This is a genomic window from Algibacter sp., assembly GCF_029245835.1.
Classification (GTDB): domain Bacteria; phylum Bacteroidota; class Bacteroidia; order Flavobacteriales; family Flavobacteriaceae; genus Algibacter_B.
Genome location: NZ_JAQWOO010000039.1, coordinates 1 through 26,898, shown reverse-complemented (window position 1 = coordinate 26,898; position 26,898 = coordinate 1). Strand labels below are relative to the sequence as shown.

General features: G+C 31.5%; 12 protein-coding genes and 1 pseudogene. 7 read left to right on the top strand and 6 right to left on the bottom strand.

Annotation, left to right across the window (positions count from 1 at the left end; all coding sequences use genetic code 11):
• Positions 1-241: 241 nt before the first annotated feature.
• A complete protein-coding gene (locus P8K68_RS06955) occupies positions 242-2,365 on the bottom strand; it encodes a Sip1-related alpha-galactosidase (protein ID WP_300248970.1) in 2,124 nt (707 codons plus the stop codon).
• Between the two features lie 424 nt (positions 2,366-2,789).
• On the bottom strand, positions 2,790-8,786 hold the full coding sequence (locus P8K68_RS06950; protein WP_300248969.1) for a T9SS type A sorting domain-containing protein: 5,997 nt from the start codon (positions 8,784-8,786) through the stop codon (positions 2,790-2,792).
• Positions 8,787-9,177: 391 nt separating this feature from the next.
• Between P8K68_RS06950 and P8K68_RS06945 the strand changes: the two genes are divergently transcribed.
• Both P8K68_RS06945 and P8K68_RS06940 read left to right on the top strand, forming a co-directional pair.
• Positions 9,178-13,527 carry a hybrid sensor histidine kinase/response regulator transcription factor gene (locus P8K68_RS06945; protein ID WP_300248968.1) on the top strand — a complete coding sequence of 1,450 codons (4,350 nt, stop codon included), beginning with the start codon at positions 9,178-9,180 and terminating at the stop codon, positions 13,525-13,527.
• 129 nt (positions 13,528-13,656) lie between these two features.
• Positions 13,657-14,579, top strand: a pseudogene (locus tag P8K68_RS06940) (IS1595 family transposase).
• Here the strand turns inward: P8K68_RS06940 and P8K68_RS06935 are convergent.
• A complete protein-coding gene (locus P8K68_RS06935) occupies positions 14,497-14,664 on the bottom strand; it encodes a hypothetical protein (RefSeq protein ID WP_300248981.1) in 168 nt (55 codons plus the stop codon). The pseudogene P8K68_RS06940 and the gene P8K68_RS06935 overlap by 83 nt on opposite strands.
• A gap of 107 nt (positions 14,665-14,771) precedes the next feature.
• On the opposite strand from P8K68_RS06935, the gene P8K68_RS06930 reads away from it, so the two are divergent.
• The 5 genes from P8K68_RS06930 to P8K68_RS06910 all read left to right on the top strand — a co-directional run bounded on the left by P8K68_RS06930 (position 14,772) and on the right by P8K68_RS06910 (position 23,251).
• Entirely contained in the window at positions 14,772-17,051 is a 2,280-nt protein-coding gene (locus P8K68_RS06930) for an alpha-L-rhamnosidase C-terminal domain-containing protein (protein ID WP_300248967.1), read from the top strand.
• 109 nt (positions 17,052-17,160) lie between these two features.
• Positions 17,161-19,035, top strand: a complete 1,875-nt coding sequence (locus tag P8K68_RS06925) for a hypothetical protein (protein ID WP_300248966.1) — start codon at positions 17,161-17,163, stop codon at positions 19,033-19,035.
• Between the two features lie 33 nt (positions 19,036-19,068).
• Positions 19,069-20,478 (top strand): sulfatase, encoded by a 1,410-nt coding sequence (locus P8K68_RS06920; RefSeq protein WP_300248965.1) that lies wholly within the window; start codon positions 19,069-19,071, stop codon positions 20,476-20,478.
• A 391-nt stretch (positions 20,479-20,869) separates the two neighbouring features.
• Positions 20,870-22,291: a sialate O-acetylesterase gene (locus P8K68_RS06915; RefSeq protein WP_300248964.1), complete on the top strand. Its 1,422-nt coding sequence runs from the start codon at positions 20,870-20,872 to the stop codon at positions 22,289-22,291.
• 75 nt (positions 22,292-22,366) lie between these two features.
• The gene (locus tag P8K68_RS06910; RefSeq protein ID WP_300248963.1) at positions 22,367-23,251 is read left to right on the top strand and encodes a sialate O-acetylesterase; all 885 of its coding nucleotides are present in this window, start codon (positions 22,367-22,369) and stop codon (positions 23,249-23,251) included.
• A 417-nt stretch (positions 23,252-23,668) separates the two neighbouring features.
• On the opposite strand, the gene P8K68_RS06905 is transcribed toward P8K68_RS06910, so the two are convergent.
• From P8K68_RS06905 to P8K68_RS06895, 3 genes are read right to left on the bottom strand one after another with little or no spacing between them, the layout of a single operon-like run.
• A complete protein-coding gene (locus P8K68_RS06905) occupies positions 23,669-25,261 on the bottom strand; it encodes a type IV secretory system conjugative DNA transfer family protein (RefSeq protein WP_300248962.1) in 1,593 nt (530 codons plus the stop codon).
• A 33-nt stretch (positions 25,262-25,294) separates the two neighbouring features.
• Positions 25,295-26,323, bottom strand: coding sequence for a MobB family relaxase (gene mobB / locus P8K68_RS06900; protein WP_300248961.1), 1,029 nt, complete (start codon positions 26,321-26,323; stop codon positions 25,295-25,297).
• A gap of 32 nt (positions 26,324-26,355) precedes the next feature.
• The gene (locus tag P8K68_RS06895; RefSeq protein WP_300248960.1) at positions 26,356-26,730 is read right to left on the bottom strand and encodes a BfmA/BtgA family mobilization protein; all 375 of its coding nucleotides are present in this window, start codon (positions 26,728-26,730) and stop codon (positions 26,356-26,358) included.
• Between the last annotated feature and the right edge of the window lie 168 nt (positions 26,731-26,898).

Genomic DNA, 26,898 nt, shown 5'->3' with positions numbered 1-26,898 from the left:
ATGTAAATAGCCTTGAGGATCATAAGACGTAAGCTGTGTGCTGAACGCCCTTTATGGGAATTGAGTTTTTTGAATTCAGCCTCAAAAAAATCCCAATCTATTTAATGAGATAATAAATAAAGTTCATGCTTGGGGTTGAGTTGATCTTTTAGTGTTGGAGCTAAAAAATGTAATTGGTTTTTTGAATCTTTTTTAGCCCGCATTTGAGGGGTTTTATACTACAATGTAGTTTAATTCGTTTTTAAAACGTTATCGTCACAATCACATCCTCAATTTGAGGTACTTCAACCACTAAATTGTTCGAAATGTAGGAGAATTTTACCGGTTTTGAATTGGCAAATACTTCCCTTGGTTTCTTTTCTGACCAAGATAAAAAATTACCACCTTCCAACAACTTCAGCGAGATAATATCCTCGGATAATCGGTTAAATTCTGAAATCATTCCTCCAGGGTTGTATTTTGTAATGACTCCAATTGGTGCGAATCCATCCTGAATAGGTACATAAGTAAAAAGGTCAAAATCCAGTTCTTTCAGTTTTACGGGTATGGCGTACTTTTTTGATGTTACGATCAATTCATCATTTGAGAAACTGTAAACAGCAAATTTTTCTCCTTCTATATTTTCAATATCTGTGGCCTTTATTTCTTCTGAAACGCTTACTGAATTTTCAGGATTATAAGAACAATTGAATGCACCCACAATTCCGCCTACCAGATTTGTATTGTAAATTTTTACTGCCTTTTCATTTGCAAGCGGATTTGTAAACAATGAAGAGGTACAAACTCTTCCGACATCCTTACAACGCAACAATTTACCTTTTGATGTCATTAATTTATTTAACACATCTTTATTTTCAGCACCTATTTCTTCGGTAGTATAAACAGGTCCACCAGAAATAGCCCTAGCCGCAGCATGAAAAGCACCAGCCGTATGCCCAGATTGAAACATATCCCAATCGGGCAATATAAATTCCCCCAACCAAAAACTATTATGGGCGTTGGTATATATATGTGCTCCATGTGATTCTGGTTTTTCAGGAAAAAAATCACCAGAAGATCTTGTAAGATTTGAAGTTAATGTATTAAAAATATAGTCATTTGAAAGAGAAGAGCAATTAATCATTTCATTATTAAAATGCACATTTACTGCACTTTGTAATCCTTGCATCATATACTTCATGCTTGCTACACGGCCTCCTCTATTTTGTCCTACAGATTCTACCCAAGTCATGGCATCTATTTTAACACCATCAGCTCCTTGTTTTCTTAAGTAATCAAAATATTCGTTATAGTAAGGAATAAAATCTGGTATTATAATTTCTTTTGATTCCTTTCCTGGATAAAAAATTTCTCCCATGGTAGCTACTTTATTAATGTTTTCATACTCTTCTATTTTGGCATGTTTCATAACTAATCGTTCAACTGGAAACGTTTTAGTTTTTATCTCTAAACGCGGAAAGCTAGATTCATTTAAACCTGCAAATGTGCCCCATAAAGCCTGCCACATTATAATTTTTTCTAACCCATAATTATTTTTAAAGTTTGTTATCATAGGGGCGAGTCCATTTGGGAATTTTTTTAAATCAGCACCATAAGAATTAAGTTTCCCATCTTTGTTATCTTGCCAACCATTATCTACTATCATATACTTAACAGGTATGTTGTTTTCATAAAAATGTTTCATCGCATAAGTTAGCGTATCTTGGCTAACATCGGTGCCGAGGGCGTTCCAAGTGCACCAACCAAAATAATCTACCAGCCAAGGCGTTTTTTTTTGTTCGCGAAGCTTGAAGGTTTTTAGTTTTGATTGTATTTCAATGGCTGCTTTTTTAATCATTTTATAAGGGTTATTACCAGACAAAATATAAATTCCTAAAAATTTACTAACGTTTGTCAAAGTATCTCCCGTTTCAGCTATTAATTCTAATTCACCAGAATTAAGACCACCAATACTGCATCTTGATTTTTCGTCCACCAATGGTATCATCATTAAATAATTAGAATTTCCTCTATCCAATAATAAAAATTGAGTTTCAGCTGGTAAATCAGAAATTTTATATCCAATGGATGGAATCATCCAGCACGATTTATTTCGGTATGTCGCAGAGTATCTTTGGAATCCTTGAATCTTACCTAAATTAAAAAAATGCTCATTTGCTTTATTTTCTATTTCAAAACTTAAAAAAGTGCTTTCGTTATTTAAAATGGTTTTAGCAATAACTTCTTCAGCATCTTGTTTTGTTTTTACTGTTTTTTCATTTGCAAATGATTCCGAAATATTAAAAATCGCTAAAAAAAATAAAATAATTATGATTTTAAAATTTTTATTCAATTGTATATGGTCTAATTTATTTTTTATTAACATATTTCATTTGTGTGTCATTGATTTTTTTAAAATCAGATTAAATATTTAACTTTCATATAAGATTACCTTAACTTTCTATTTTTCTCAAGAACAACTAGAATTAAGGATTATTAATTTTTTTTTCATAATATTCGTTTTGGACATATATTTGGTTTAGTTAATATATACTCTACAAAAATCGCTGTAATCAGTTATTTGATACATAACAAATTGATTTAAAAAGCAGTTCATTTGGCTTTTATTAAAGTTTATTTGGATAAAAAAATTATTAAAAAATTTGATTATCAATATTTTAATTAATTTGTTTTTTTATTACAGAAAATCATTTAGAATATTTAATAAGATTTTGAAGCAGAATTATTTCACAAAGAATATTTCTCACAATAATCAAATAATATAACACTAGTAATAGGGTACATGTAATTTAATTTGTTAATAATAATTTTTTAGTAGCTACTCCTCCAGTCGTTTGTATTCTGACCAAGTAAATACCTGATCTCAGATTTGAAGGTAAAGTTATCTGACTATTATACTTAGAACTTTTATTTGAGTTTTCATAAACTCTTGATCCATTTAAAGAGAATATTTCAATTTCATTAATCTCATCTTGTTGCTTAACTTGTATAGTGAGATTATTACCTTTTTTGATTGGATTTGGGTATAACAAAAGTTTATCATTTTCTAAAAAAACAACATCTTTAATATTTGAAGATTTAGATGATGATGCACTTATTTTGGTAGCTGTATAAGCTTGGGCAGTTGTATTTAAACGTTTGTTGGCATACCCATTTGTTGAGTTTGAAGTAAGCACTTGTTCGCGTCTAAAGGAAGAACATATTACATAACTACTATCAGCAAGTATTTCAAATCTAAAAAGTTGCCTCTCACTTGCGTCAAATTCTTCAAGAGCTAGTGTACTATTATCAACCAATGTTAAATAATCTCCAGTATCCTTATTAGATATAAAAAATGTGTTATCCCCGTAATTAACTAAAGTCCATATTTGGTTATCATTAGAATTTCCTTGCTCCATAGTTATATTAGTGCCATTAGATGAAAAATTTAACTGGTTAGCTTTTGAGGTGAATTGATAGTCTCCAAACTCAAAATTTTGACACAATTCTGAGGGTTGAATTCCTGATGATGTAAAAAAGCAGTCCGCTTGTGGGTTAGATAAATCTGCATAATTAATTATATCAGAATCAAATGCTGATGAATCTGTTAAATCTACCAAATCATTAATATCTGTAATTAATACACCATTAATTTTATTTCCCTTAAGCCAAATAGGTCCCGCTTCTATTAATTTTATTTTGGCATCACTTAAAAAATTATTATTATAAAATTTTATGTCTTCTGAATACTCTAACTTAATTTTATCAACAAAAGTATTACCTTCAAATAGTATATTTCTGTGTCTTCTTTGTGTTGTTGTTTTCGGGCTTTGTAAATATGTTACTAATGAATAATTAAAACCATTTCCGATAGGTAAAAACAGGTTATTTTTTAAGGTAACGCCATTGGAAGGAATACCTTCGCGATTGCGTTCGCTTTCAAAGGGCATATATGCTTGAATTGTGCAATTTTCAATCAAAAAATCAGGTGATTTAAATGTAGTCTGTGTCAAAATATCGCTATTTTTTATGATACTCCCAGAATTTAATTGATTATTGGAGATCATAAGATAATCACTGTTTTGAAGATCTAATGTTATATCTCTATCTAATAAAATATTTGCATTTTTCCCTGAGATTGATGCTTGAGAAATATTTGCATCTGCCTCAATCGCATATGTGTCTTTATTCATAAAAGAAACTGAATCACCTAATAAAAAAGCAGATCTTGAAAATATCCCATTTCCAGTAAAAGAAACTATTAAACTTCTATTACTTTTCAGTTCTTTAACCTCAGACATAAAAGTAGATAGATTAAATGAATCATCATATGTATTTGAAACATAACAATTATCCCAAACTAGTGGGGATTTATTATTTTTACAATGAAATCCGTCCCGCCAAGCCACAAATGGCCTATTTGGATTCTCTGATTTTAACTCTACATTATTAAATGTTATAGGCCCTACATTTGATTCTATTAGAGTAACATACTGAGGCACTGCGTTTACATTTATATTATCAAAATTTATATTATCAGATTCAATTATTTTAATGGCATAGTTCCCTCGATGAGCATAATACCCATTTGGTAACAAGAATTTATTTACCTGACTATTGTTTTGCCATAAGGTTAATTTATTTGACTGGTTATCTGAACTATATACCCTTACTTTCCTTTGGCCAATATCAAGTGCTTCTACTTTTTTTATATATATCAAAGGAATATTGGTATTTCCTCCAACTGGTTTTCCAAAACTCCATTTATTTGATAAATCTTTTGCTGTTATGGGATCTAGCTCAGGAATTGAATATCCCTGGTCAATTGTTAAATCGAAAATGCTAGAGGAAGGATTTATATTACTAACAGTTCCATAGGCAACTGGAAGAGGTGTATAAAATATATCTAAGTTTGAGATATTGATATTTTCAGATTCAAAAATATTAATTGGTATTACTGGAAGCTTACAAATGAAATTACTACCATTCCCGTCTACGGTTAAATTGCTGTCGTTTTCGAAATCTAAAACATAATCCCAATCATTAGAGTATTTATTATCTCCATTGGACAAATAGTAAGAATGGTTAGCTTCAAACAATAAAGTTCCTCCTTCTAATTTTTTTAAAGCTTCAACAGCTGCTTTGACTGCCACAAGATCATTAGTAACCCCATCTCCAAGGGCTCCAAAATCTTCAACATGTATTATATTACCATTATAAATAGTTATAGGAGATTCTTTAATTAATAATTGAATTTTTAAATCATCACCAAAATCATCTTCTCTTGGTAAAATCATTATATCTATCTTATCACCTAAATTCGTATTCGGAAGAATAACACTAATATCACCAAATGAATCAGGACTTATAAAGTTATTATTTATTTCATCTCCATTTTTGAACATTTTCAACACCACGCCGTCATCGCTATTTATATCTAAAAAATAATTGCCAGATATTTCTAAATCTCCAGATATGTTTGATGTCCATCTACGAATTGAAGCTATCGGAGTACTATTTGAAAACCCAGGAATTTGTGTATAATCATCAATCATTGTGTTATTTGAAGACCACTCTCCATTAGCATAACTTGAATTAACAAATTCTGTATCTGCATCATAAATTTCATCTGAAACCCAAGAACCATAATTCCATTGATTGGTTCCTTGAATACTTGAAAAACCTAAAACTGAACTTGCTAAAAAACTATTGGCACCTGTTGAACTAGTTGCAATATTTACTTCAATTTCCGTCTCGTCTTTGAAATTATTGGTCGAGGGATCAAGTATTAAATCGATTGTAGAATTTAATTGTAGATCTCTCAAAATTATATTTGTATTTACTGAGTTACCTGGATTTAATTCATAATCATATAACTTAGCTCCATCTTGTAAGAGTATTAAATTAACCTTATCGCCATATTCACTGTAGCGATTCATATTAAGACTAACTTCTAATTCGCTATATGTGTTATCACTTGTCCAGCGTAAAACTGCATTCGAATCATTAGATGGGGTTAGACTCAAATTTGTTATTTTAGAATTAGTAGTTGAAATCCATTCTCCTTCCTCATAATTATTAGACATTTCAAATTCTGATGGGAGATAATAATTTTTCTTGTCATAGCTTCCATAGTACCATCCATTATTACCTTGTGCGCTTGAAAAATCATTTATAGAATTAGCAAGATAATCTGGTCCATTGGATGCTGAAATTCCACCGATAACACAATATATTCTTGTGCTATCAAATGATGAATTACCATTTGCGCCAATCATTAAATCAATTTCATCACCTAATGAAACTCCACTGATATTTATGTCAAATGTTTTTTGTTCTCCAGCTGAGAGTATTTCCGAGTGTATTAATTGACCAGATTTGTAAACAAGAAATTCTACTCCATCTCCGGATTCATTAAATCTATCCAAATATCCGAAAAGATTTATATCTCCGTTAATAGTACTTTTCCACCTATTAACAGTATATATGTGGTCATTAGAATTTTTGTAAGGATGCACTGTGGACTTACCAATTAAAGGTATGGTTCCAATTGTATTGTCACGCCACTCATTATTAACGAAGTTTGGAAAGTTCATAAAATCATTAAGAGGATCATATAGGTTATCTTTAGCATAATAGCCGTATTCCCAACCATTACTTTCTTGAATTTGACTAAAATCATCTGAGTAATTAGTTAAGATTTTATAGTTATTATCTGGTAATTTCATTATATCAATTGATAAATCAGTACCATCATAAGAGCTGCTTCCGTTTGAATCTACCATAAAATCTATTACATCTCCAGCTTTTAAATAATTTATTTTAAGTGTATCGGTTTCAAAACTACCAGATTCAACTAGATTTTTCTTCAATAAATGACCATTTAAGTAAATTAATAAATTGACGCCATTTCCTGCTACATTATACCTGTCTACTTGCGTTAATATTTCTGCATTGCCTGTATAATAACTTTCCCATCTTTTTACAGGAACGAATTCTGAATTGGGGTGTAATCGCTCTTTGCCAATATAAAATACACCATCTGTCAACTTTGATTCCCATTGTGACTTTACAAAATCCTTATTACTATTAAATAAGATAAAATCTTCATTTAAATCATAATTCCCATCATCAATATAACAGCCATATAGCCATCCATTGTACAATTGAGATTTGTTGAAATCGCGAATTGAGCTAGTGATTAAATTTTCTCCATAAATTTCGGAAATTGAAATATTAAAATCAGTTGCGTCATACGAAGAATTACCATTTGAGGCTACTACAAAATCATAAATATCATTTTTGTTATTATTTTGAATGAGTTCGTTAATTTGAGTACTTGTACCAGCATTTAACGCTCCAGAGATCACTTCAATCCCGTTTTTGTAAATAATATATTTTATTCCATTTCCTGCCGAATTAAATCGATCTAAACTCCAGTTAATTTGAATATTTCTCCTGGTATCACTTATCCATCGGTTTATAACTTTATATTCTTCATTATTTAAAATATAAGGATGTAAACGAGAAGCGCTTGTATAAAATGTATTACCTATAGAGTTATCGACCCAATTATCTGAAGAATTGAAATTTGTAAATTCGATAAAATCATTAGTTGAGTATGTCGTATTTCCTATGCTATAACCATAATACCAATTATTTTGGCCTTGAGTACTGCTATAATGATAAGATGAATTACCAATAATATCTTCTCCTGCACTTGTAGTATAGATATCATAGTCAAAATTTACACCATCGTAAGAACTATTATCATTCGAAGAAATCAAAACATCTATAAAATCTCCTTTTTCAGTATTTCTAACTACAAAATCAAAATTACCTGTTCCTCCTGAATTGATAGTTTTTTCAAATTCATGAATCCCATTTTTATAGATAAATAATTTTACACCATTTCCTGCGTTTTGAATCATGGAATAATCACCAACAAGTTTAAAATCGCCAATATTATCTGATTCCCATCTCATAACAGTTATATAGTTTGTATTATTTATATAACTAGGATGAGCTTTATTGCTATTAATATATGGAATAATACCAACCGAATTGTCACTCCAGGAATCATCACCAAAATCATTAAAAACGATAAAATCATTGTATGCATCATAACTTGCATCTTCTATGTAGTATCCATAACTCCAGCCAGCTTTTTTTTGAGTATCCGAAAAATTTTCAGATAATCCACCTTTAAAACCTGAGGGGAATATTTTATTAATTTCAATTTCAATTGATGTTGCATCATAAGATTGTGTTGTTTTTGGAAAAATTAAAAAATCTATGTTTTCTCCTATAGAAACTGAGTCCAGAATAATGGTTTTTTCAATAAATTCTGTGGGTTCAAGATTTATTTCCTCTACTAAAGAACCATCCTTGTAACAATAGAAAATTACTCCATCACCAGCATTTGTAAATCTATCTAGTTTAACTTTAATTGAAATATCTCTATCCGTATCACTAACCCACCTTCTTCCTGAAAGATATTTAGTACCATTATTTATAATTGGATGTTGTTTTTCGTTATCAACAAAAAAGCCATTTCCAAAACCAAGACTTGGAGAGAGCCATCTTTGTAGATTTACGTCAAAATTTGAAAATGTTTGAAAATCAGCAGTTTCATAATTTGCATCTTCTACATAATAACCATAATACCAATTATTTTTACCTTGCTCTCCACTGTATTCATAAAAACTTTGAGCATGCGATTGTGCTTCGGAAGACTGAGTAAACATTGCTGCAATGCAAACACAAATTATTAAAAAGAAATTTTTAGTGGTTGAAAAAGTATCCATAATAGTTTTTTTAGTTTAGATTGTATTATTTGAAAAATTATTTTTTATTTAGCACATCTTAAAGGGTTGTTATTTTTCATCACCAATTTTACGAAGAAGGTTTTCTATTAAAGATGAAAATTTGACTTATTTTACATGGTAAACAGATAATTACTTCTATGATGAAGTGATTTTTCACCTTAATTATTTTTTATTTATTGTAATAATGTAATTTTGGCTTAATGTAATATTTATCAAGACAGTTTAAATTTTAAGAATTGATTTTTCTGATTATTTACTTGCAGAAATTCTTAAAATAATTTAGTAAGAAAATCCTTTTTGCTCCAGTCAACTGGTGTTAGTTAGAAGCTTTTAAAAAAATGCATTTATTTAGTTTAATTAAATATCACCAATGTTAGGACTTCGTCACATAATACTTTTATGTTTTAGTATATTTTCAACATCGTTATATGCTCAATTCCATAGTAGTTTTCAAAGTATTACCATAAATGAAGGATTGTCTGATAATCAAGCAATAGACATAATTCAAGATAAAGAAGGTTTTATTTGGATTGGTACAATGAGTGGCTTAAATCGTTTTGATGGTAAAGAATTGATTAACGTAATTGCCAATGAAAAACATGTAAAAACATATAACAATAGAATAAATAAAATTTTAGAAGATAATTTTGGAAATTTATGGCTTGATATTTTTGATGGAAGCCATTTAGTTTATAACAAGAAAAAACACACATTAAAAAATCTTTCTTCCGAACTTGGAATTGATTATCCAAGTTTGAATAATCATTTGATTTTTGTAGATGAAAAAATAGCTGTTTTAATATATAAAAATTTTGGGGTTTTTCTATTAGATATGGAACATGGTCAAAATCTTTTAGGCAAATATTTGTTTGATAGTGAAATTTTAGATAAAGACTTTAGAATATCAAGTGTTTTTGCAAAAAATAGAAACAATATTTACTTGAACTCAAATTATGGGTTATTAAATTTAAAAATAAATCCCAAAAACAATGAAGGCAAGTTTGAATATCTTATAGCTAACAAATCAAAAAACAATATAGATGTAAAACATCTTATAAGAGGTGACTATTCATATCTGTCCTCTGAAGAGTACGGGTTAATTAAATATAACTTACAAACTAATGAGCATTCCACTTTTAATGAAATTGAAGGTATTAATCTTAGTGATATTACCTCAATAAAAAACTGCAATGACTTTATAATACTTACTACATTAAGTGAGGGAATAGTAGTTGTAAATGAGTTTGGACAATTGGTTACCCAAAAAAACACATTTCAGAATAAATCATTTGGAGAGGTCAGTAATATATATGTTGAAAAAAACAAATTTGCCTGGTTTGAATCTCAAAACCATGAAGGTCTATTTAAACTCGATTTATCCATTCAAGAACTCCAATTTTACCCACTTTCTTTTAAACACGATGGTTTAACTAAGCAGAATTTTATCAGTTCATTTGAATCAGACAGTTATGGCAATATTTGGATTGGTACAAAAAAGCAAGGTCTCGTTTATTTTGACTACAAAACCAATCAAATTTCTCAAATTAAGAATATTCATAATAATTCAAAAAGCCTTGTGGCTAATGGAATACTAAGTATTTTCGAGGACAAAAATGCCAATATTTGGATTGGGACTCAATATGGGATATCAAAAACAAATATACGCCCTAAACCTATACAAAATATTACACCAGTAGAAGAGATAGAACATCCATTGACTAATAAGTTTGACGCCATTTATAATGACTCTTATGGAAATAAGTGGTTTGGTTCTACTTTAGGACAAATTTATGTTTATGATAAGGATAAAAATTTCAAATTTAGTTTTAAAAACAAATTAAAAGCCGATTTCTCAGAGGTTCTAATAACTTCATTTTTAGAGGATTCAAAAGGCCGTATGTGGATAGGAACAAAGGGTAATGGATTGTATATGTTAAATCTAAAAAAATATAGAGACAACTTGTCTCAGGCTAACATGATTCATTTATTCAACAATAGCAGTAAGTATTTTTTTGATTGCAACGAAATATACGACATGGTAGAGGATAGAAATGGACGAATTTGGTTAGCTTCGTATGGTAATGGCCTATTTTTACTTGAAGAAAATAGCGATGAACTAAACTTTTTAGATTATAATAAGTATCTTAAAAATCATCTTCCGTTCTCTATTAATTTTGGAAGATGCTTACTTGTAGATAATGAAAACAATATATGGTTTGGTGGTTTAAATGGTCTTTGTAGTTTTAGAGTGAATAAAAATGATTTATTACCAAAAAATGTAGTGGCTTATTACAAGAATATTCACAATCCAAATTCTTTAAATTATAATGATATTGGGTGTTTGTTTCAAGATAAAAGTAATAGAGTTTGGATAGGTACTAATGGTGGAGGTCTATATTTATATCAACAAAAATCTAACAATTTCATAAACTACAGCATAAATGATGGATTGTCTAATAATATGGTTTGCTCAATTATTGAAGATGATAATGCTAGCCTTTGGATAAGTACCAAAAATGGTTTAACTAAATTTAATTACAATTCTGATAAATTTAATAATTTCACCTACGAAGATGGGTTACCTTCAAATGAATTTACTGAAAGCAAATCATTTAATGACAATGGAATTCTATATTTTGGAACCACAAAAGGCATTGTCTATTTAAACCCTAAAAATTTAAAAAAGGATTCAAATTCAGTCCCCAACATCCTATTGACAGCATTACACGTTTCTAATCAATTAAAAGAAGTAGATCAAAAAGGTATTTTAACTGAAGACATTAATTCCATTGAAAAAATAAATTTAAAGTACAATGAAAATAATTTTAGTATTACATTTTCCACAGACGATTATCAATTAAATACCTCAAAAAATATTGAATACAAGCTTGAAGGTTTTGATAAGAATTGGTTAAATAATACCAATAACCTTGTAACATATACCAATATACCTTCGGGAAATTATGACTTAAATATAAGATTAAAAGATATCGAAGGTAGTGTTAAGAAATTAAAAATTAACATTGCTCCTTCAATATGGAGAAGCAGTTTAGCCTATTTTTTCTACGTCGTATTTCTTATATCGATATCTTATTTAATTTTTACGATAATTAGAAAAATTGTTAGGCTTCAAAATTCCTTAAAATTAGAAAAAAGTATAACTGATTTTAAGTTGAAATTTTTTACTAACATATCTCACGAATTAAGAACGCCTTTGACATTAATTATTAATCCTATTAGAGAAATAATTAATGGTAAGATATTAGAAAATACTAGAGGTGAAAAGTTAATAAATATTGCACATCAAAATTCCTATAATCTTTTGAAATTGGTAAATGAAATCCTTGATTTTAGGAAATTACAGACTAAGAATATTCAATTAGAAGTAACAAAAACAGACATAATAAAATTTTTTAATAAAATAACGAATAATTTCAACTATGTCTCACAACAAAAAGATATAAAATTTAGTACAAATATAAAAAATGCCAAAGTAAATTATTGGTTTGACCAAGAGAAACTGGAAAAAGTGGTTACGAATTTGTTAACTAACGCTTTCAAATTTACTCCTCCTAACGGATATATAACAGTAGATTTGAACGCAGATTTTTCAAGTATTATGATAACTGTAAAAGATTCTGGAAAAGGATTTAATTTTGAGCAAAATGATAAAATTTTTAATAGGTTTTACAAAGAAGAAGACCTTACCAGAAGCTTTTTTGCCAAAGGTTATGGTATTGGATTATCGATAGTACAAGAATTTGTATCACTTCATAAAGGAGAAATTAAAGTCGATAGCAAATTAGGGCAGGGAACTACAATTACAGTTATAATCCCAGGTAAAAAGCAGGCCTATAGAGAATTTGAAACATCAAATAAAAGTTCATGGGAGGTAGGGGTATTATCTTCTCAATTACAAAATATTAATACAATTCTAATTCCAGACATTTTGGACAAAGAATTTGAGAACAATATTTTATTGGTTGAGGACAACCACGAACTTTTAGCACTTTTGAGTCAAAAACTGATGGACTACTACAATATAAAAACTGCAAGAAATGGAGTTGAGGCCCTTGAAAGTCTTAAAAATTTTACTCCAGATATAATTATCACAGATTTATTAATGCCAGAAATGAATGGCTCAGAGCTTACAAAAAAACTAAAAAACTCTTTTGAAACATCTCATATACCAATAATCATGCTTACTGCAAAGGCTGCATCTGAGGATAAAATCGAAGGATATGATGTTGGTGCTGATGCATATTTAACAAAACCATTTGAATATGAATTATTAATTTCAAGAATTAATAATTTATTAAAACAAAGAATTGTACTCAAACAAAAATTTAGTGAAGATTTAAATTTTGAATCGAGAACTTTTGCAAAAAACAAGGAAGATCAGGAACTTATTGAATCTATACATGATTTTATAATCCAAAAATTATCTGAGCCTAATTTTATTCTTCAAGATTTGTATGATTATTTAGGCATCAGTAAAACGGTTTGCTATAATAAAATTAAGGGTATAACAGACATGAGTCCTAATCAATTTGTAAGAACCATTAAGTTTAAACAAGCGGCAAAGTTATTTAAAACAACAAACTTAAATGTTGCTCAAGTCGCATATGAAATTGGCTTTTCAGATGTAAACTACTTTAGTAAAGAATTTAAAAAACAGTTCAATAAAACACCTAGTCAATTTATTAAAGAATTTGAATAATTATTTTCTTACAGTAAATTTTTAAATATTTTAAATAGAATATCTTACCGTTAATTAAATAATTTTTATTGATTAGTCGGAATTGCACCAGTAATTAATATTTATTATCTTTAAGTAAAAGATAAATGTATGAATATTTTAGAATTTATTAATCAATTTCCAGATGAAAACTCCTGTCGCGAAGATATGAGAAGTGCCCGTGAGCGAGAAGGTGTTATATGTAAAAAATGTAAAGGAAAAAAACATTATTGGCTCAAGGCAAAATGGGCTTGGCAGTGTGCCGACTGTAGTTTCAGAACCTCCCTGCGCAGTGGCACTGTTATGGAGAATTCAAACTTGCCCGTGCGAACCTGGTATCTTGCGATGGCTTTTATGACCTTCACCAAAAAAGGGATCTCTGAGGTCGAGTTACAGCGTCAGCTTGGGCATTCCCGCTATAATACGGTGTGGTCCTTGATGCACAAAATTCGCTCTGCAATGGGAAAGCGTGATGATACTTACGGTCTGGAGGGGATGATTGAATTCGACGAGGGATATTTCGAGAAGGCGACAAAAGAAAAGGATAGAAAAAAACTTAAACGTGGCAGGGGCAGTCAAAGACAGTCCAACGTTGCCGTTATGGCGGAGTCAACAAAACTTGAAGACCTGGAAACTGGAAAAAAAGATAGCCATTGCCGTTATTTTAAAATGAAAGTATTGCAGACACATAAAAAAGAAGAGTCAACGAGGTTGTATCGGGCAATCTTGATGATAAGTGCATAGTTTTCAGTGACAAGAGCACAAGCTATGTGAATATTTCGGATTATGTCGAAATGTACGTAAGCGTAAAATCGGATAAGGAAACAACCAAGACTACCTTAAAATGGGTTCATATTGCAATAAGCAATGCAAAAAGAACGCTCTTGGGGATTTACCACAAAATTGACGGCAAATATTTGCAAAATTATCTTGACGAGTTTTGCTATAAACTCAATCGCCGATATTTTGGTAACAGGCTATTTGATAGGTTGGTAATAGCAGTGACACATCAATACTGGTGTAAAAGCGTTTAATCAAATAATTTTTATCCGAAAATGTTGGATTTAAGTCATTTTGCCCCTGCTTTTTAGTCAATTCTTTAAAACTATAAACAACCATCTTTTATAGCTTTGTCATAAAAATTTAGCAAAAAAATAACAAGTCCAATATAAAACTATGGCATTAAGCATTGCATGAAATATAATTCAATATTTATAAACTAAAAAATGAAAAAATTAACCATCATCCTTTTAATCAGCTACCTGAGTATGACAGCTTTTGCCCAAAATGAAAACTGGCAAGCTGAGAGAATTACCTGTTGGGAAAATCAAAATGCTACTAATACATGGATAAACTTTAGGAAAGATATTGTACTAGAATCTGTACCAGATCAAGTTATTGCTAAAATAGCCTGCGATTCAAAATACTGGTTGTGGATAAATGGGGAGTTAGTTGTTTTTGAAGGTCAATTAAAACGGGGGCCAAATCCTAATGATACGTATTATGATAAAGTTGATATGGCACCTTATTTAAAAAAAGGAAAAAATACCATTGCGATTTTGTTATGGTATTTTGGAAAAGATGGTTTTTCGCATAATAGCAGTGGTTTGGCAGCATTGGCATTTGACTGTCCAGATATTAGTCTCTATAGTGATAATACATGGCAGGCTCTTTTAGATCCGGGTTTCTCCAATACAGGATTGCCTCTACCCAATTTTCGTCTACCTGAATCGAATATACTTTTTGATGCTAGGAAAGGAAATTTCAATTGGATAGAACCAAATACCAATTTGGTAGGATTTCGTGCTGCAAAACTAGAAGGAGCACCTGAGTCAAAACCATGGAACAGGCTGGTAAAGCGTCCAATTCCTCAATGGAAAGATTTTGGGATGAAGCGGTATGAAAATAATTTTGAATTCCCATTTATAAGTAAGGGAGATACTATTGTAGGTCGTCTTCCATACAATGCTCAAATCACTCCATTCTTTAAAATTGAAGCTAAGGAAGGAGAAGAGATAACCTTACTTACTGACCATTATGAAGGTGGAGGTCCACTTAATGTACGTGGAGAATATATCACAAAAAATGGGATACAAGAATATGAAAATCTAGGCTGGATGAATGGACAGAAGGTTTATTATGTTATACCAAAAGGTGTTAAGGTTTTAGATCTAAAATATAGGGAAACAGGTTACAATACTGAGTTTACGGGAAGTTTTAAAAGTAGTGATGATTTTTTTAACAGGCTATGGAAAAAGGCAGAGCGTACCCTTTATGTAACAATGCGTGATACCTATATGGATTGTCCAGACAGAGAACGTTCACAATGGTGGGGCGATATGGTAAACGAAAGTGGCGAAGCGTTTTATGCACTCGACCCCAAAAGTAGATTTTTAACGCAGAAAGGAATATTGGAGCTCATCAACTGGCAACGGGAAGACGGAACTATTTTTTCACCTATACCCGCCGGGAATTGGGAAAGAGAGCTACCCGGACAAATGCTGGCTAGCGTCGGTTACTATGGCTTCTGGAACTACTATTGGAATACGGGAGATAAAGAAACTATTGCCAAGGTATACGATGGAGTAAAACGTTATTTGGATGTATGGCAATTAGATGAAAACGGTGTGTTGGTAAAAAGATTGACGAGTAATAATAGCAAAGTCTGGTATTGGGGAGACTGGGGCACCAATGTTGATAAAGATTTATTGATGAATGAGTGGTTTTATCTGGCATTAAAAGGTTACAAAAACATGTCGGAGCTTTTGGGAGAAGATGAAGAAGCCAAATGGGCAGCAGATCTTATGGTCAATTTCAAAAAAGCTTTTAACGATACCTTTTGGAAAGGAGACCAATACCGTTCGTACCACTACCAAGATGATATAGACGATCGTGGTCAAGCATTGGCTGTGGTTGCGGGATTGGCAGATGCTGATAAGTTTAAAGCCATATATAAAGTGTTACAAACACAAGAGTATGCCAGCCCTTACATGGAAAAATATGTATGTGAGGCTTTGTTCCTCATGGGGGAATCAGAATACGGATTGGAGCGATTGAAAAAACGTTTTCAACCTATGGTGGACGACAATAACCATACGACTCTTTTTGAAGGCTGGGGTATTGGTAAAGATGGCTTTGGTGGTGGTTCCACCAACCACGCATGGAGTGGCGGTGGTTTAACAATTCTTTCTCAATATGTATGTGGTTTAGAACCCATTGAGCCAGCATGGACAAAATTTAGAATTAAACCTCAATTAGGTGGTCTTGAATATGCAGAAGCGTATAATGAAACTGTTGCGGGTAAAGTAGGAGTTAAAGTGGCTAAGATTAATGGTAGGATAGACATGGAAGTAATAGTCCCTTATGGTAGTGAAGCCGTAATTTATATACCTAATAAAAACAAAGAAGTACAAATTGGCAACAAAAAAGTTACATCAAATGAAAAAGATGGCAATTATACTTTATATCAGATTAAAGGAGGTGAGTATAAAATTACTGCTAGATGAATATGAGTATTTAACTTAATACTAATTAAAGTTGGAAAAAAAATTATCAGATTTAATACCCAATAATTATGAACATCACAGAAAACAGGAGTACATAAAAACGATTAGAATGAATAAGGGAATATTAATTTTTTTTGTATTAATAACTTTGAGTTTTTGCTCATTTGGTCAACTAAAAAAAGCAGACAAAAATGACCGATTAATACTAAATGTAAGTGATTATGGCGCTATTGGAGATGGTAAAACTGATGACGGTCCTGCGCTTAGAAAACTTTTTAAAATGGTATCTTCAATCAATGTTCCTGCTAAAATTATTTTTGAAAAAAATAAAATATACTATCTGGGTAAAGAAGAAAACCATCTTGCAGGAACTATGTTTCTTGATCGTGCCGATGATTTAATAATCGAGGGTAATAATGCTTTATTACTAATTAATCCTAATCGTAGGGCATTTGAACTATATAGGTCGAAAGACATCACGCTAAGAAACTTTCAAATCGATTACTCACCGTTGCCCTTTACACAAGGCAGAATAACAAAAATCAATAATTCAAAAGGTTATCTAGAATTTAAAGTAGATGATGGTTATCCTCAGCCATATGTTAGAAATGAAGAATACTATGTTGATGGTAGAGTTTCAGATTGCGCAACGTTAAATGGTGAAAGCCTAAAATTTTATCAAGGGCATTCCAGAATCTCTAGTATCAAAAATATTGAAGGTTGCAGGTATGCTGTTAATTACCGTATGCATCGCCAATATGAAGCTAAGGTTGGTGATTATTTTGCAATGAAAGTATGGCTACCAGAAATGGACCGGGTTTATAGTTCAAGCCAAAAGTCTTCTGAGTTTGGCGAAAATTATATTAGTAATTATGCCAACATACAAGTAAATCATTCTAATAATATTACTGTAGAAAATATTATTTCCTATGCCTCGCCTAAAATGACATTAAATGCAAGAAGTTGTACCAATTTGGTGGTTCGAAGACTTATTATAACTCGTAAACCTGGACGCACAATTGCAAGTTGTAGTGATGGGATTCACATTAAAGGGAATGAAATTCAACCCCTTATTGAAAATTGTTACATAGAAGGGACTTTAGATGATGGCATCCATATCAAGATATCTGGGGATGAAATAGAAAAAATAGTTTCATCCCAAAAAATTAAAATTCGGCATATGGACACTCGTGATAACACGAATCTAGGTATTGGAAAAAGAGTCATGGTTTATGACCCAATAAACAAGAAGGAACTAGCTACAGCCAAAATCCTAACTTTTGAATACATTGATCACAAAAGTGGATGGGTTACTTTAAATCAAGTCGTTCCTGATATCAAGGTAGGTCATATCCTATATCTTCAATCCGATACTGAAGCAGTTATCCAAAATTGTCAGTTTGGAACGCAATTGCAACGAGCTATATTAACACATCAACCCACAACAATTAAAAATTGTGCTATTCTCGATAATGGCCAAGGAATAAATATGGCATTATCAACAAGTGGAATTGAAGGACCTCCAACACAACGCCTAATAGTTGACAATGCCGCATTTGTTAATTTAACTAAAGCAGGTATATTTATAGAATGTCCTTCAAAAGAATATAACCAATTGGGCAGCCCTCAATTAATAATAAAAAATAGCATTTTCAACCTTCCAAATGGTGTCTCTGCATTAAATATAAAAAATTCAAATGGGGTGTTTTTAAGCCGTAACAAATTTAGTTATGTTGAAATTAAACCTGATAACAGTATTTTTCAATTTTCAAATACAGAAATAACAAATAATTCTCACAATATTTTTCAAAAGGGATGGTTTCTTTGGGATAGTGATTATGATGGTCTTGCGGACGTTTTAGAAATTCCTGGAGATGCAGATGGTGACAATATTGAGAATAAATTAGATAAAGATTCTAACAACAATGGAATTAATGATTTTGATGAGTTTAAAATGGCAAAAAACCCATTTAAACTAAATTAAACTATTCACAAATAAATATTAATAATTATTAAGATGGAAAAAATAAAATTATGTATAACTTTTATAATATTAAGTTTTACTTTAACCTCATGCATAAATAAAGAAGAAAAACTAATAGCTAAAAAGCCAAATATCATTTTTATCCTTGTTGACGATCAAAGAAATGATGCACTGGGATGTTATGGTCATGAAATTATTAAATCCCCTAATATAGATAAACTAGCAGAGGAAGGTGTCCGTTTCTCTAATGCTTTTGTTACAACTTCAATATGTATGGCTAGTAGAGCAACTATCCTGACAGGTATGACATCTAGGAGTAATGGTGTTAGTAATATGCAAATCCCCCTAGACACTTTACTTTCAAAGGAAGTTTACCCAAAACTATTAAAAAAAGAAGGGTACAAAACTGGGTTTATTGGAAAATTTGGTTTTAGTATTATGGGTAAGAAAGAGCCTCAAAATTGGTTTGATTACTTTAAACCAACAAAGCGATATTGGAATGAAATGCCTGACGGAAGTAATAAACATGAAACAGAATTAGATGGTGATTATGCTATTGAGTTTTTAAACCAACAAGACAAAACACAACCTTTTTGTTTATCTGTAAGTTTTAATGCTGCACACGCAGAAGATAGCGATTTAAGACCCGGTTTTGGTCATTATCCTTGGATTAAAGAAGTAGATGGTATGTATGAAGATATACGAATACCAGAACCAAGATTAAACGATAGTACTATTTACAATGCACATCCAAAATTTATGAAAGAATCATTAAATAGAATTCGTTATTTCTGGAGATGGGATACACCTGAAAAATATCAAACTAATATGAAAGCTTATTATAGATTAATAAGTGGTATAGATTATACTATTGGTCGGATAACCAAAGAATTAGAAAAATTAGGTTTAGCAGATAATACTATTATTGTTTATGCTGCTGATAATGGCTATTATATGGGTGATAGAGGTTTTGCTGGAAAATGGTCTCATTATGAACAATCATTAAGAATACCAATGATAATTTTTGATCCAAGGGTAACTAAAGAAAAACGAGGAAAAGTAGTGGATAATATGGTGTTGAATTTAGATTTACCATCTACTTTTTTAGAATATGCTGGAGTTACTGTTCCTAAATCTTACCAGGGTATAAGTTTAAAACAATTTTTAGAAAAGGATACCGTGACAAACTGGAGAACAAGTTTTTTTTGTGAACATTTATATCCTGATAAAATAATTCCGAAATGGGAAGGTGTAAGAAATGAACGCTATAAATATGCGGTTTATTTTGAGCAAAATCCTCCATATGAGTATTTGCATGATTTAATAACAGATCCTGATGAATTAATTAATTTGGCTAATAATCCAGAATACAAATCGATTCTTGATGAATTAAGAGTAGAATGTGAAAATTATGTAAAAAAATACACAAATATTAGTAAATAATTTAGTAAAAAAACCAGAACCTCTTTATAAAAAGACAACATTGTAGTCAGAAATAGCAGAAAAAAAAGATCAACTCCTCAAATACAATTTTATAATGTCCCCCTAGGAAGATTACAGTCAAAGTTGTGGCTAATGGAGAAGGAATGATTTAATAAGAAGCAAGAAAATGGAAGATGTAGAAATGCTAAAACAAAACATTGCGGTTATGAAGAAATGGGCTAAAGAAGGAAAATAAAAATTTATATTATTTAATTATAAAAATAAAACACGTATGATAGCGAAAACCAAACTTGTAATAATATTTGCACTTGTAGTTCTGATGAATACTTATATAACTTCTAAAAGTCACATATGTAAAATTAGAAGGATACCATTTATTTCATTAATAACAGTGTTTATAATACTTTTTGTACAAACAATCAATGCAGAGGTTAAACTTCCATCTATTGTTTCCTCCAATATGGTTTTACAGCGCAATACAACTATTATGCTTTGGGGTTGGGCTGATGTCGATGAGAAAATTGCTATTAATACTTCTTGGTTAAGTAAGCCCATTAGTATTCAAGCAGGCAAAGATGGTAACTGGCGTGTTGCTGTGAAAACAACCAACAGTAAAGAACCCCAAACCATTACAATAAATGATGAAACTTCAAATATTACATTAGAAAATATCTTATTTGGAGAGGTGTGGTTATGTTCTGGCCAATCTAATATGCATATGCCTATAAAAGGCAATAATGGGCAACCAATATTTGGTTCAGTCATGGCGACTGCATGTTCTAATAATTCAAATCTACGCTTTTTTACTGTTGATAATGTTGGTTCAAAAACGCCATTAAAAGATGTTGAAAAGTATACAGGCTGGCAGCAGGCCTCTCCAAAAATTGTTTCAAACTTTAGTGCAGTTGCTTATTTCTTTGGTCAGCAACTTCAGGAAATTTTAGATTGTCCTGTGGGGATGATACATTCATCTTGGGGCGCAAGTTCAGTCCAGGCATGGATAAGCAATGAGGTATTGAGTTCTCTTCAACCTGTTAACCTTGACAATGAAAATATTACAAAACAAACACAGAAAATTCCTACAGTATTGTTTAATGCCATGATATACCCTTTAATTCCCTATTCAATAAAAGGCGTATTATGGTATCAAGGTGAAGCTAACCGTAAAGAGCCTGAGAATTACAAAAAACTTTTCCCAGCGATGGTAAAAGATTGGCGATCGCGTTGGGGAATTGGAGATTTCCCGTTTTATTACGTACAAATTGCGCCCTTTCCATATGGGAATAATAATGCCTTTCAAACAGTTGACAATAGTGCTTTTATCCGCGAAACGCAATTGCAATGTTTAGATTTAATTCCAAACTCAGGGATTACCATAACCATGGATATTGGTGACAAATATTCCATTCATCCTCCCAAAAAGAAACAAGTAGCTGACAGGTTATTGTTTAATGCTCTTAATAAAACCTATGGTTATGAAACTATAGATTGTAATTCTCCCGTTTATAATTCACTGGAGGAAGAAAATGGGGGTATCCTTTTGAAGTTTAAAAATGCGGAAATGGGTTTGTACTCCTGTGAAAATTTAAGTGGTTTTGAAATAGCTGGAGAAGATAAAGTGTTTTATCAAGCTAAGGCAAAAATAAAAAATGGCAAGGACGTATTTGTTATTAGTGACAAGGTGCTTAATCCTGTAGCTGTAAGATATGCTTGGCGTAATTGGGTAATGGGAACCCTTTTTGGAACAAACCTTTTACCAGTGTCATCATTTAGAACTGACGAATGGGGTGATGCCACAAAAATTGAAAATTAAGAATACAACTTAGTTAATTATAAATATTCTTAAATGAAGAAACAAAATTAAAATTATTATAACTAACTATAAATCATGAAATTTATATTCATAAATAACATCATTACTAAAAACAAGTTTCAAATTTATCTTATTTGTATATTGTTTTCAAACGATATTATGTCTCAAAACTGTAATAATTACTTACCTTCTAATGTCTCACATGTAAGCATAGTTTTACTAATGGGCCAATCTAATATGAAAGGGCGAGGTAAGATACCTGAAAAGCAAATTGAAAATCCGCAAATAATTTCAATGAATATGACAAATGATAAATGGTATCCAGCTATACACCCATTGCACACAAATGGCATACCTGATTTAATTGATGGAAGTAGTAATGCAGGTGTTGGACCGGGATTAGATTTTGCAGAAGCATTACTAGAAAAAGATAGTACAGCCTTAATAGCACTAATTCCTTGTGCGAAAGGAGGGTCTTGGATAGACCTCTGGATGCCAGGAGCAGATTTATATAAGGAGGCCCTTAGACGCACTACAAAAGCTTTAGTAGATTTTCCAAAAAACATAAAAGTAAATGTAATTGCTGCGCTTTGGCTTCAGGGAGAATCTGATTCAAAAGGCAATCGCTACAAAATGTATGAAGCTAAACTCAAAAAAATTGTAGAAAATATTAGACTAGATTTAAGTCTACCTAATTTACCATTTATTTCAGCCACAATTGGTGCTTTCATGGAAAATATTTCACAAGATTATCCTCAATACAAAAGTATTAATAAAATCCTTCTAAATGCAAATAATGCTATTGACAACTACCGTTGTGTTCATACTAAAGATTTTGGTGTAGATATAGGTGATAATATGCATTACGATACAGCTTCACAACAAGAAATCGGGAATCGTTATGCCAAGATGTATTTTGATATAATTAACACCAAACCATGTTTAATCAAAAATAAATAAAAATATTTAATAAGCATATCTATTATTTAATATTCCATTAAGAATCAATTATCTGGACTTCTGTTTTAAGAATAGATTGTTGGTTTTCCAAAAAAAATTAGATTTCAAAATAACATAAATGTTATAAAATAATTACGGTAATGAACTTACATCTATTTTTTAAATAAGGTCTTAATAATTGCCGTATCCTTTAAATAGACATAAATCATTTTCTTAATAAATTTTAGCGAGTTTTGCTTTTTATTTAGGGCTATTTTTAATTTAAATTGCCCTTTCTGATGTTTTTAATCAGCTAACTTAATATATACTAGCTAGTTCCTCATATAAAAAACACTCTATTGCCTCATTGACATTTTTTTCTCTCCTTTTGTTCAATTGGAAAATTAATAATATTACTACTAAATTAATTTTTTCTAGCTAATTAATAAATAGCGACTGTGCCTCTCGATGAATCCGTTTAAAATTCCTTTTAAGGTCTTTCTTTGAATATTTTTTTGCTTTTGGTAGTTTCTTTTTAATGCCTTGTAGTTTGAATTGCACCCTTTTGTCATTGCCATCAGCAAAACTTATAAATTCTCCAGATTTTAGTTTAAAGAAAATATCAGCTCTTACTTTTGAGACTTCCTTTTCCCCTTTGGTGACTCTAGTATCAAAATTCAGATTATGTCCTTTATTGATGCTGGTCGTTTTCATTTTAATAAGTTCAAAAAAGCGCTCATAGTATTTTGCGGTGTCTGGATCATTCACTTTTCCAAAAAATTGATAAGATAGATTACTTAATATTGCTCTACTAACTTTATCTCCATACATGATATCATTTTGCACTTTATCCTGCATCACATAAATGGTCGCAATGTTATAGCTTCGCAAGGTAGCAGGAATACGTTGCATGTTCAAGAGCCGAATGGTCGATGCTTCTTCCATGAGTAGAAAAGAAGGTTTTCGGTGTCGCACGCTCATCTGTTTGGTAATGGTATGCACAATGGTCGCTATTAATGGTGCATAGGCGGTTTCAAATTTCGGATTGTTCACCACTGAAATCACGCCAAGAGTCTCTGAATGGTTAATTGCCAGTGGCACATCATCAGCAGATAATACCATAAAAATATGCTTGGTGCATATCTTTTTTAAGGCATTGGCCAGAGTGCTTTTAACCCCTGCGGTCTGCCGGTCTGAATCCTTGCCACTAATAAAAGCACTAGCCATAGCTCTGGACGTTTTATTGCTTTCTAAAAAAGCGATGAGACTATCGGTATCCAAATATTGATAGATGGCAATCAAATGTGGTAGGGTACAATATTCTGGATAGGCCGTTTTGAGTTTCCATATCAAACCTCCAATCAACCCCTCAGCAGCATCGGTAAAAAACTTACTGGAACTATTTGTTCCTGACTCTTTTTGTTCCAATAAGTTCTCCATAAGCACTCTGGAGACTTCATTGACACTTTCCTCATTCTCCATATACTTGGGTGCAATGGGATTTACCCGATCGTATATGGTATCAAAGGAAACAATATAAAAAGGAATGTTCCGTGCTTTAAAAAGTGGATATGCCATTTCTGTAATCTCAAAATCCTTATAGTCATGAATGACGCCAGAAAAGCCATACCTACTGAAATGTTGCATGAAATTATAAACCACACTTTCTGTTTTACCACTTCCTGCCGAACCAATAATGGATGCGCCACGTTTAATATTTTGAATAAAAAGCTTCCCATGCTTTAGTTTGAAATGTACTTTGTACATCTTTTTGGCATTAATAGAACCCTCTTTGTTATGAAGAAATACATACATCACAACATTAATAAAAAGTAAAGGGCATCCAATGGCTAATACTGCTTTGCTAATATCAAGGACACTTTTATCAATCAATAACAGTATTGCAAAAAAACTTAATAGGAGCAGTAGGTTAAAAATAAACGCATATCTGGAGAGCCTATATAGAATATAGAAGAGGATTGATGACCCGATTAGGATGCTTAGGATAGTTGTAAGATTTAATGGTAGCATAATTGATATGTTTTATATGATTTATTAATTTTTTTAGATTCCGATGGATCCTGATTTTATGGCGATATCAATGCCATGTTTTAATGTTTTGATGGTTTTTAAGGCGAGCTGCACTTGGTTTGTTGGAATACAGGCTAGCGGAACTCCAGCTTTACCAAGTATTTTAAAGGCAATGGCACGTTCATGGGTCGGTAATCCCAATAAGCTTGAAAAGTAGAGTTTAGGGTTTTTAATAAACCCCTTTCTGGCTTGATAGGATTCCGCATAATTACGTTTGTAGGCAAAGGTTCTATCAAAAGTTTGTTCTGCTTTGGCAAAAAAGCTGTCCCTATCAAAACCTCGTTTAACGAGCTTGCCGTTAATAGCCACATCAGAGGCTTTATATTTGCTTCCTGGAGATAAGCTTACAGAATTAGAAGCATCCTTGCGACTGACAATAATGTGGATATGGCTTTGATTACCATCTTTTTGCATGCCCTGGACAATGCGTTTTCCGTTTTGCTGATGGGGTGCTGTGCGCTCCAGTTTCTTTATTGTTTGCCTGTTCTTTTTGATATTACCTTCTAGTGTGCCACTCTCTATTTTTCTTATGTCTTGTTTTAGCTTTAAAATTTGGGTGGCATACGGTTGGTTTTCTTTGACCTGTGTATCAGTGCCTTTAAAGGATCTTGTATGTTCTATTTTGGCATAATATTTAATATCGCTAATGGTAATAGGTTTGCCATTGATTTCACGATTAAAAGCGGTGACATAGTCTTTCATCAATTCACGGGTGTAATGCTTTAAATCATTGCTACTGTTCTGTAATTGTTTTAATTCCCGTTGGCTCGGACTTACGGTAATGCTATAAAACTTAGGCTCATGCTTTTTGAGTTTTGCGGTGTTATTGTCAATATCCTTTATGACCTCTTTAGCGGAATACTCATCGCCATACTGATTAAAAAAATGTTCTTGTTCTTCGATTATTACACCCTCATTTTCCTTTTCCAAATACTGCACAAAGTCCCCAACACTTTGTGAAAAATTGTTGCCTAATGTTTGGGCTGAAATGCTGATGTACATAATCTTAAATTTTGACCATAGAATGGCTCTTGTTATTTCGCCTTAAAGCGTGGTTTCTTTTCTTTTTTGTGTTCTTTTTCCAAAAGCAGTAGTTTCTTTTTTGGTTCTGCTTCTTGAAATAAGGATTGCATCATGGCAACCGTAGGCTTAGTTTGGTTTTTCTCAATATCTTTCATGATGGCAATCACGCCATTGATCCTTTTTTTGATGAGGCTTTCTAGCGTTTGCATTTGTGGTCCGATGGATTCCTTTGGGGAGATGCCATTACTTTCAAAAAATTCTATCATCAATAACAAAGTCATCGAATTGGATGCTCCCATTTTTTTAGTGAAAGACCTAAATTTTTTTGCCGTCGAACATTTAAAACTGATGGTTGTAAATTGCTCTTTTTCATATCCTTTATCCATTTTTACTCTAAAAATCTATTGGTTTTATTGGGCTGAACGCATTTTTACTCTAAAAACCCCATCAAAATCCATATCCGTATTTTTTTAAAACTTTTTAATCAACTGATTTTAAGTTGATTACTGATTAAAGCAAATATGTAACCTCGCAACGCGGGTTACCCTCTTGCT

Bases quoted from the DNA above. Each gene is read 5' to 3' on its own strand.
- P8K68_RS06955 (WP_300248970.1), bottom strand. From the start codon at position 2,365: ATGTTAATAAAAAATAAATTAGACCATATACAATTGAATAAAAATTTT.
- P8K68_RS06950 (WP_300248969.1), bottom strand. From the start codon at position 8,786: ATGGATACTTTTTCAACCACTAAAAATTTCTTTTTAATAATTTGTGTT.
- P8K68_RS06945 (WP_300248968.1), top strand. From the start codon at position 9,178: ATGTTAGGACTTCGTCACATAATACTTTTATGTTTTAGTATATTTTCA.
- P8K68_RS06935 (WP_300248981.1), bottom strand. From the start codon at position 14,664: ATGGTTGTTTATAGTTTTAAAGAATTGACTAAAAAGCAGGGGCAAAAT.
- P8K68_RS06930 (WP_300248967.1), top strand. From the start codon at position 14,772: ATGAAAAAATTAACCATCATCCTTTTAATCAGCTACCTGAGTATGACA.
- P8K68_RS06925 (WP_300248966.1), top strand. From the start codon at position 17,161: ATGAATAAGGGAATATTAATTTTTTTTGTATTAATAACTTTGAGTTTT.
- P8K68_RS06920 (WP_300248965.1), top strand. From the start codon at position 19,069: ATGGAAAAAATAAAATTATGTATAACTTTTATAATATTAAGTTTTACT.
- P8K68_RS06910 (WP_300248963.1), top strand. From the start codon at position 22,367: ATGAAATTTATATTCATAAATAACATCATTACTAAAAACAAGTTTCAA.
- P8K68_RS06905 (WP_300248962.1), bottom strand. From the start codon at position 25,261: ATGCTACCATTAAATCTTACAACTATCCTAAGCATCCTAATCGGGTCA.
- mobB (WP_300248961.1), bottom strand. From the start codon at position 26,323: ATGTACATCAGCATTTCAGCCCAAACATTAGGCAACAATTTTTCACAA.
- P8K68_RS06895 (WP_300248960.1), bottom strand. From the start codon at position 26,730: ATGGATAAAGGATATGAAAAAGAGCAATTTACAACCATCAGTTTTAAA.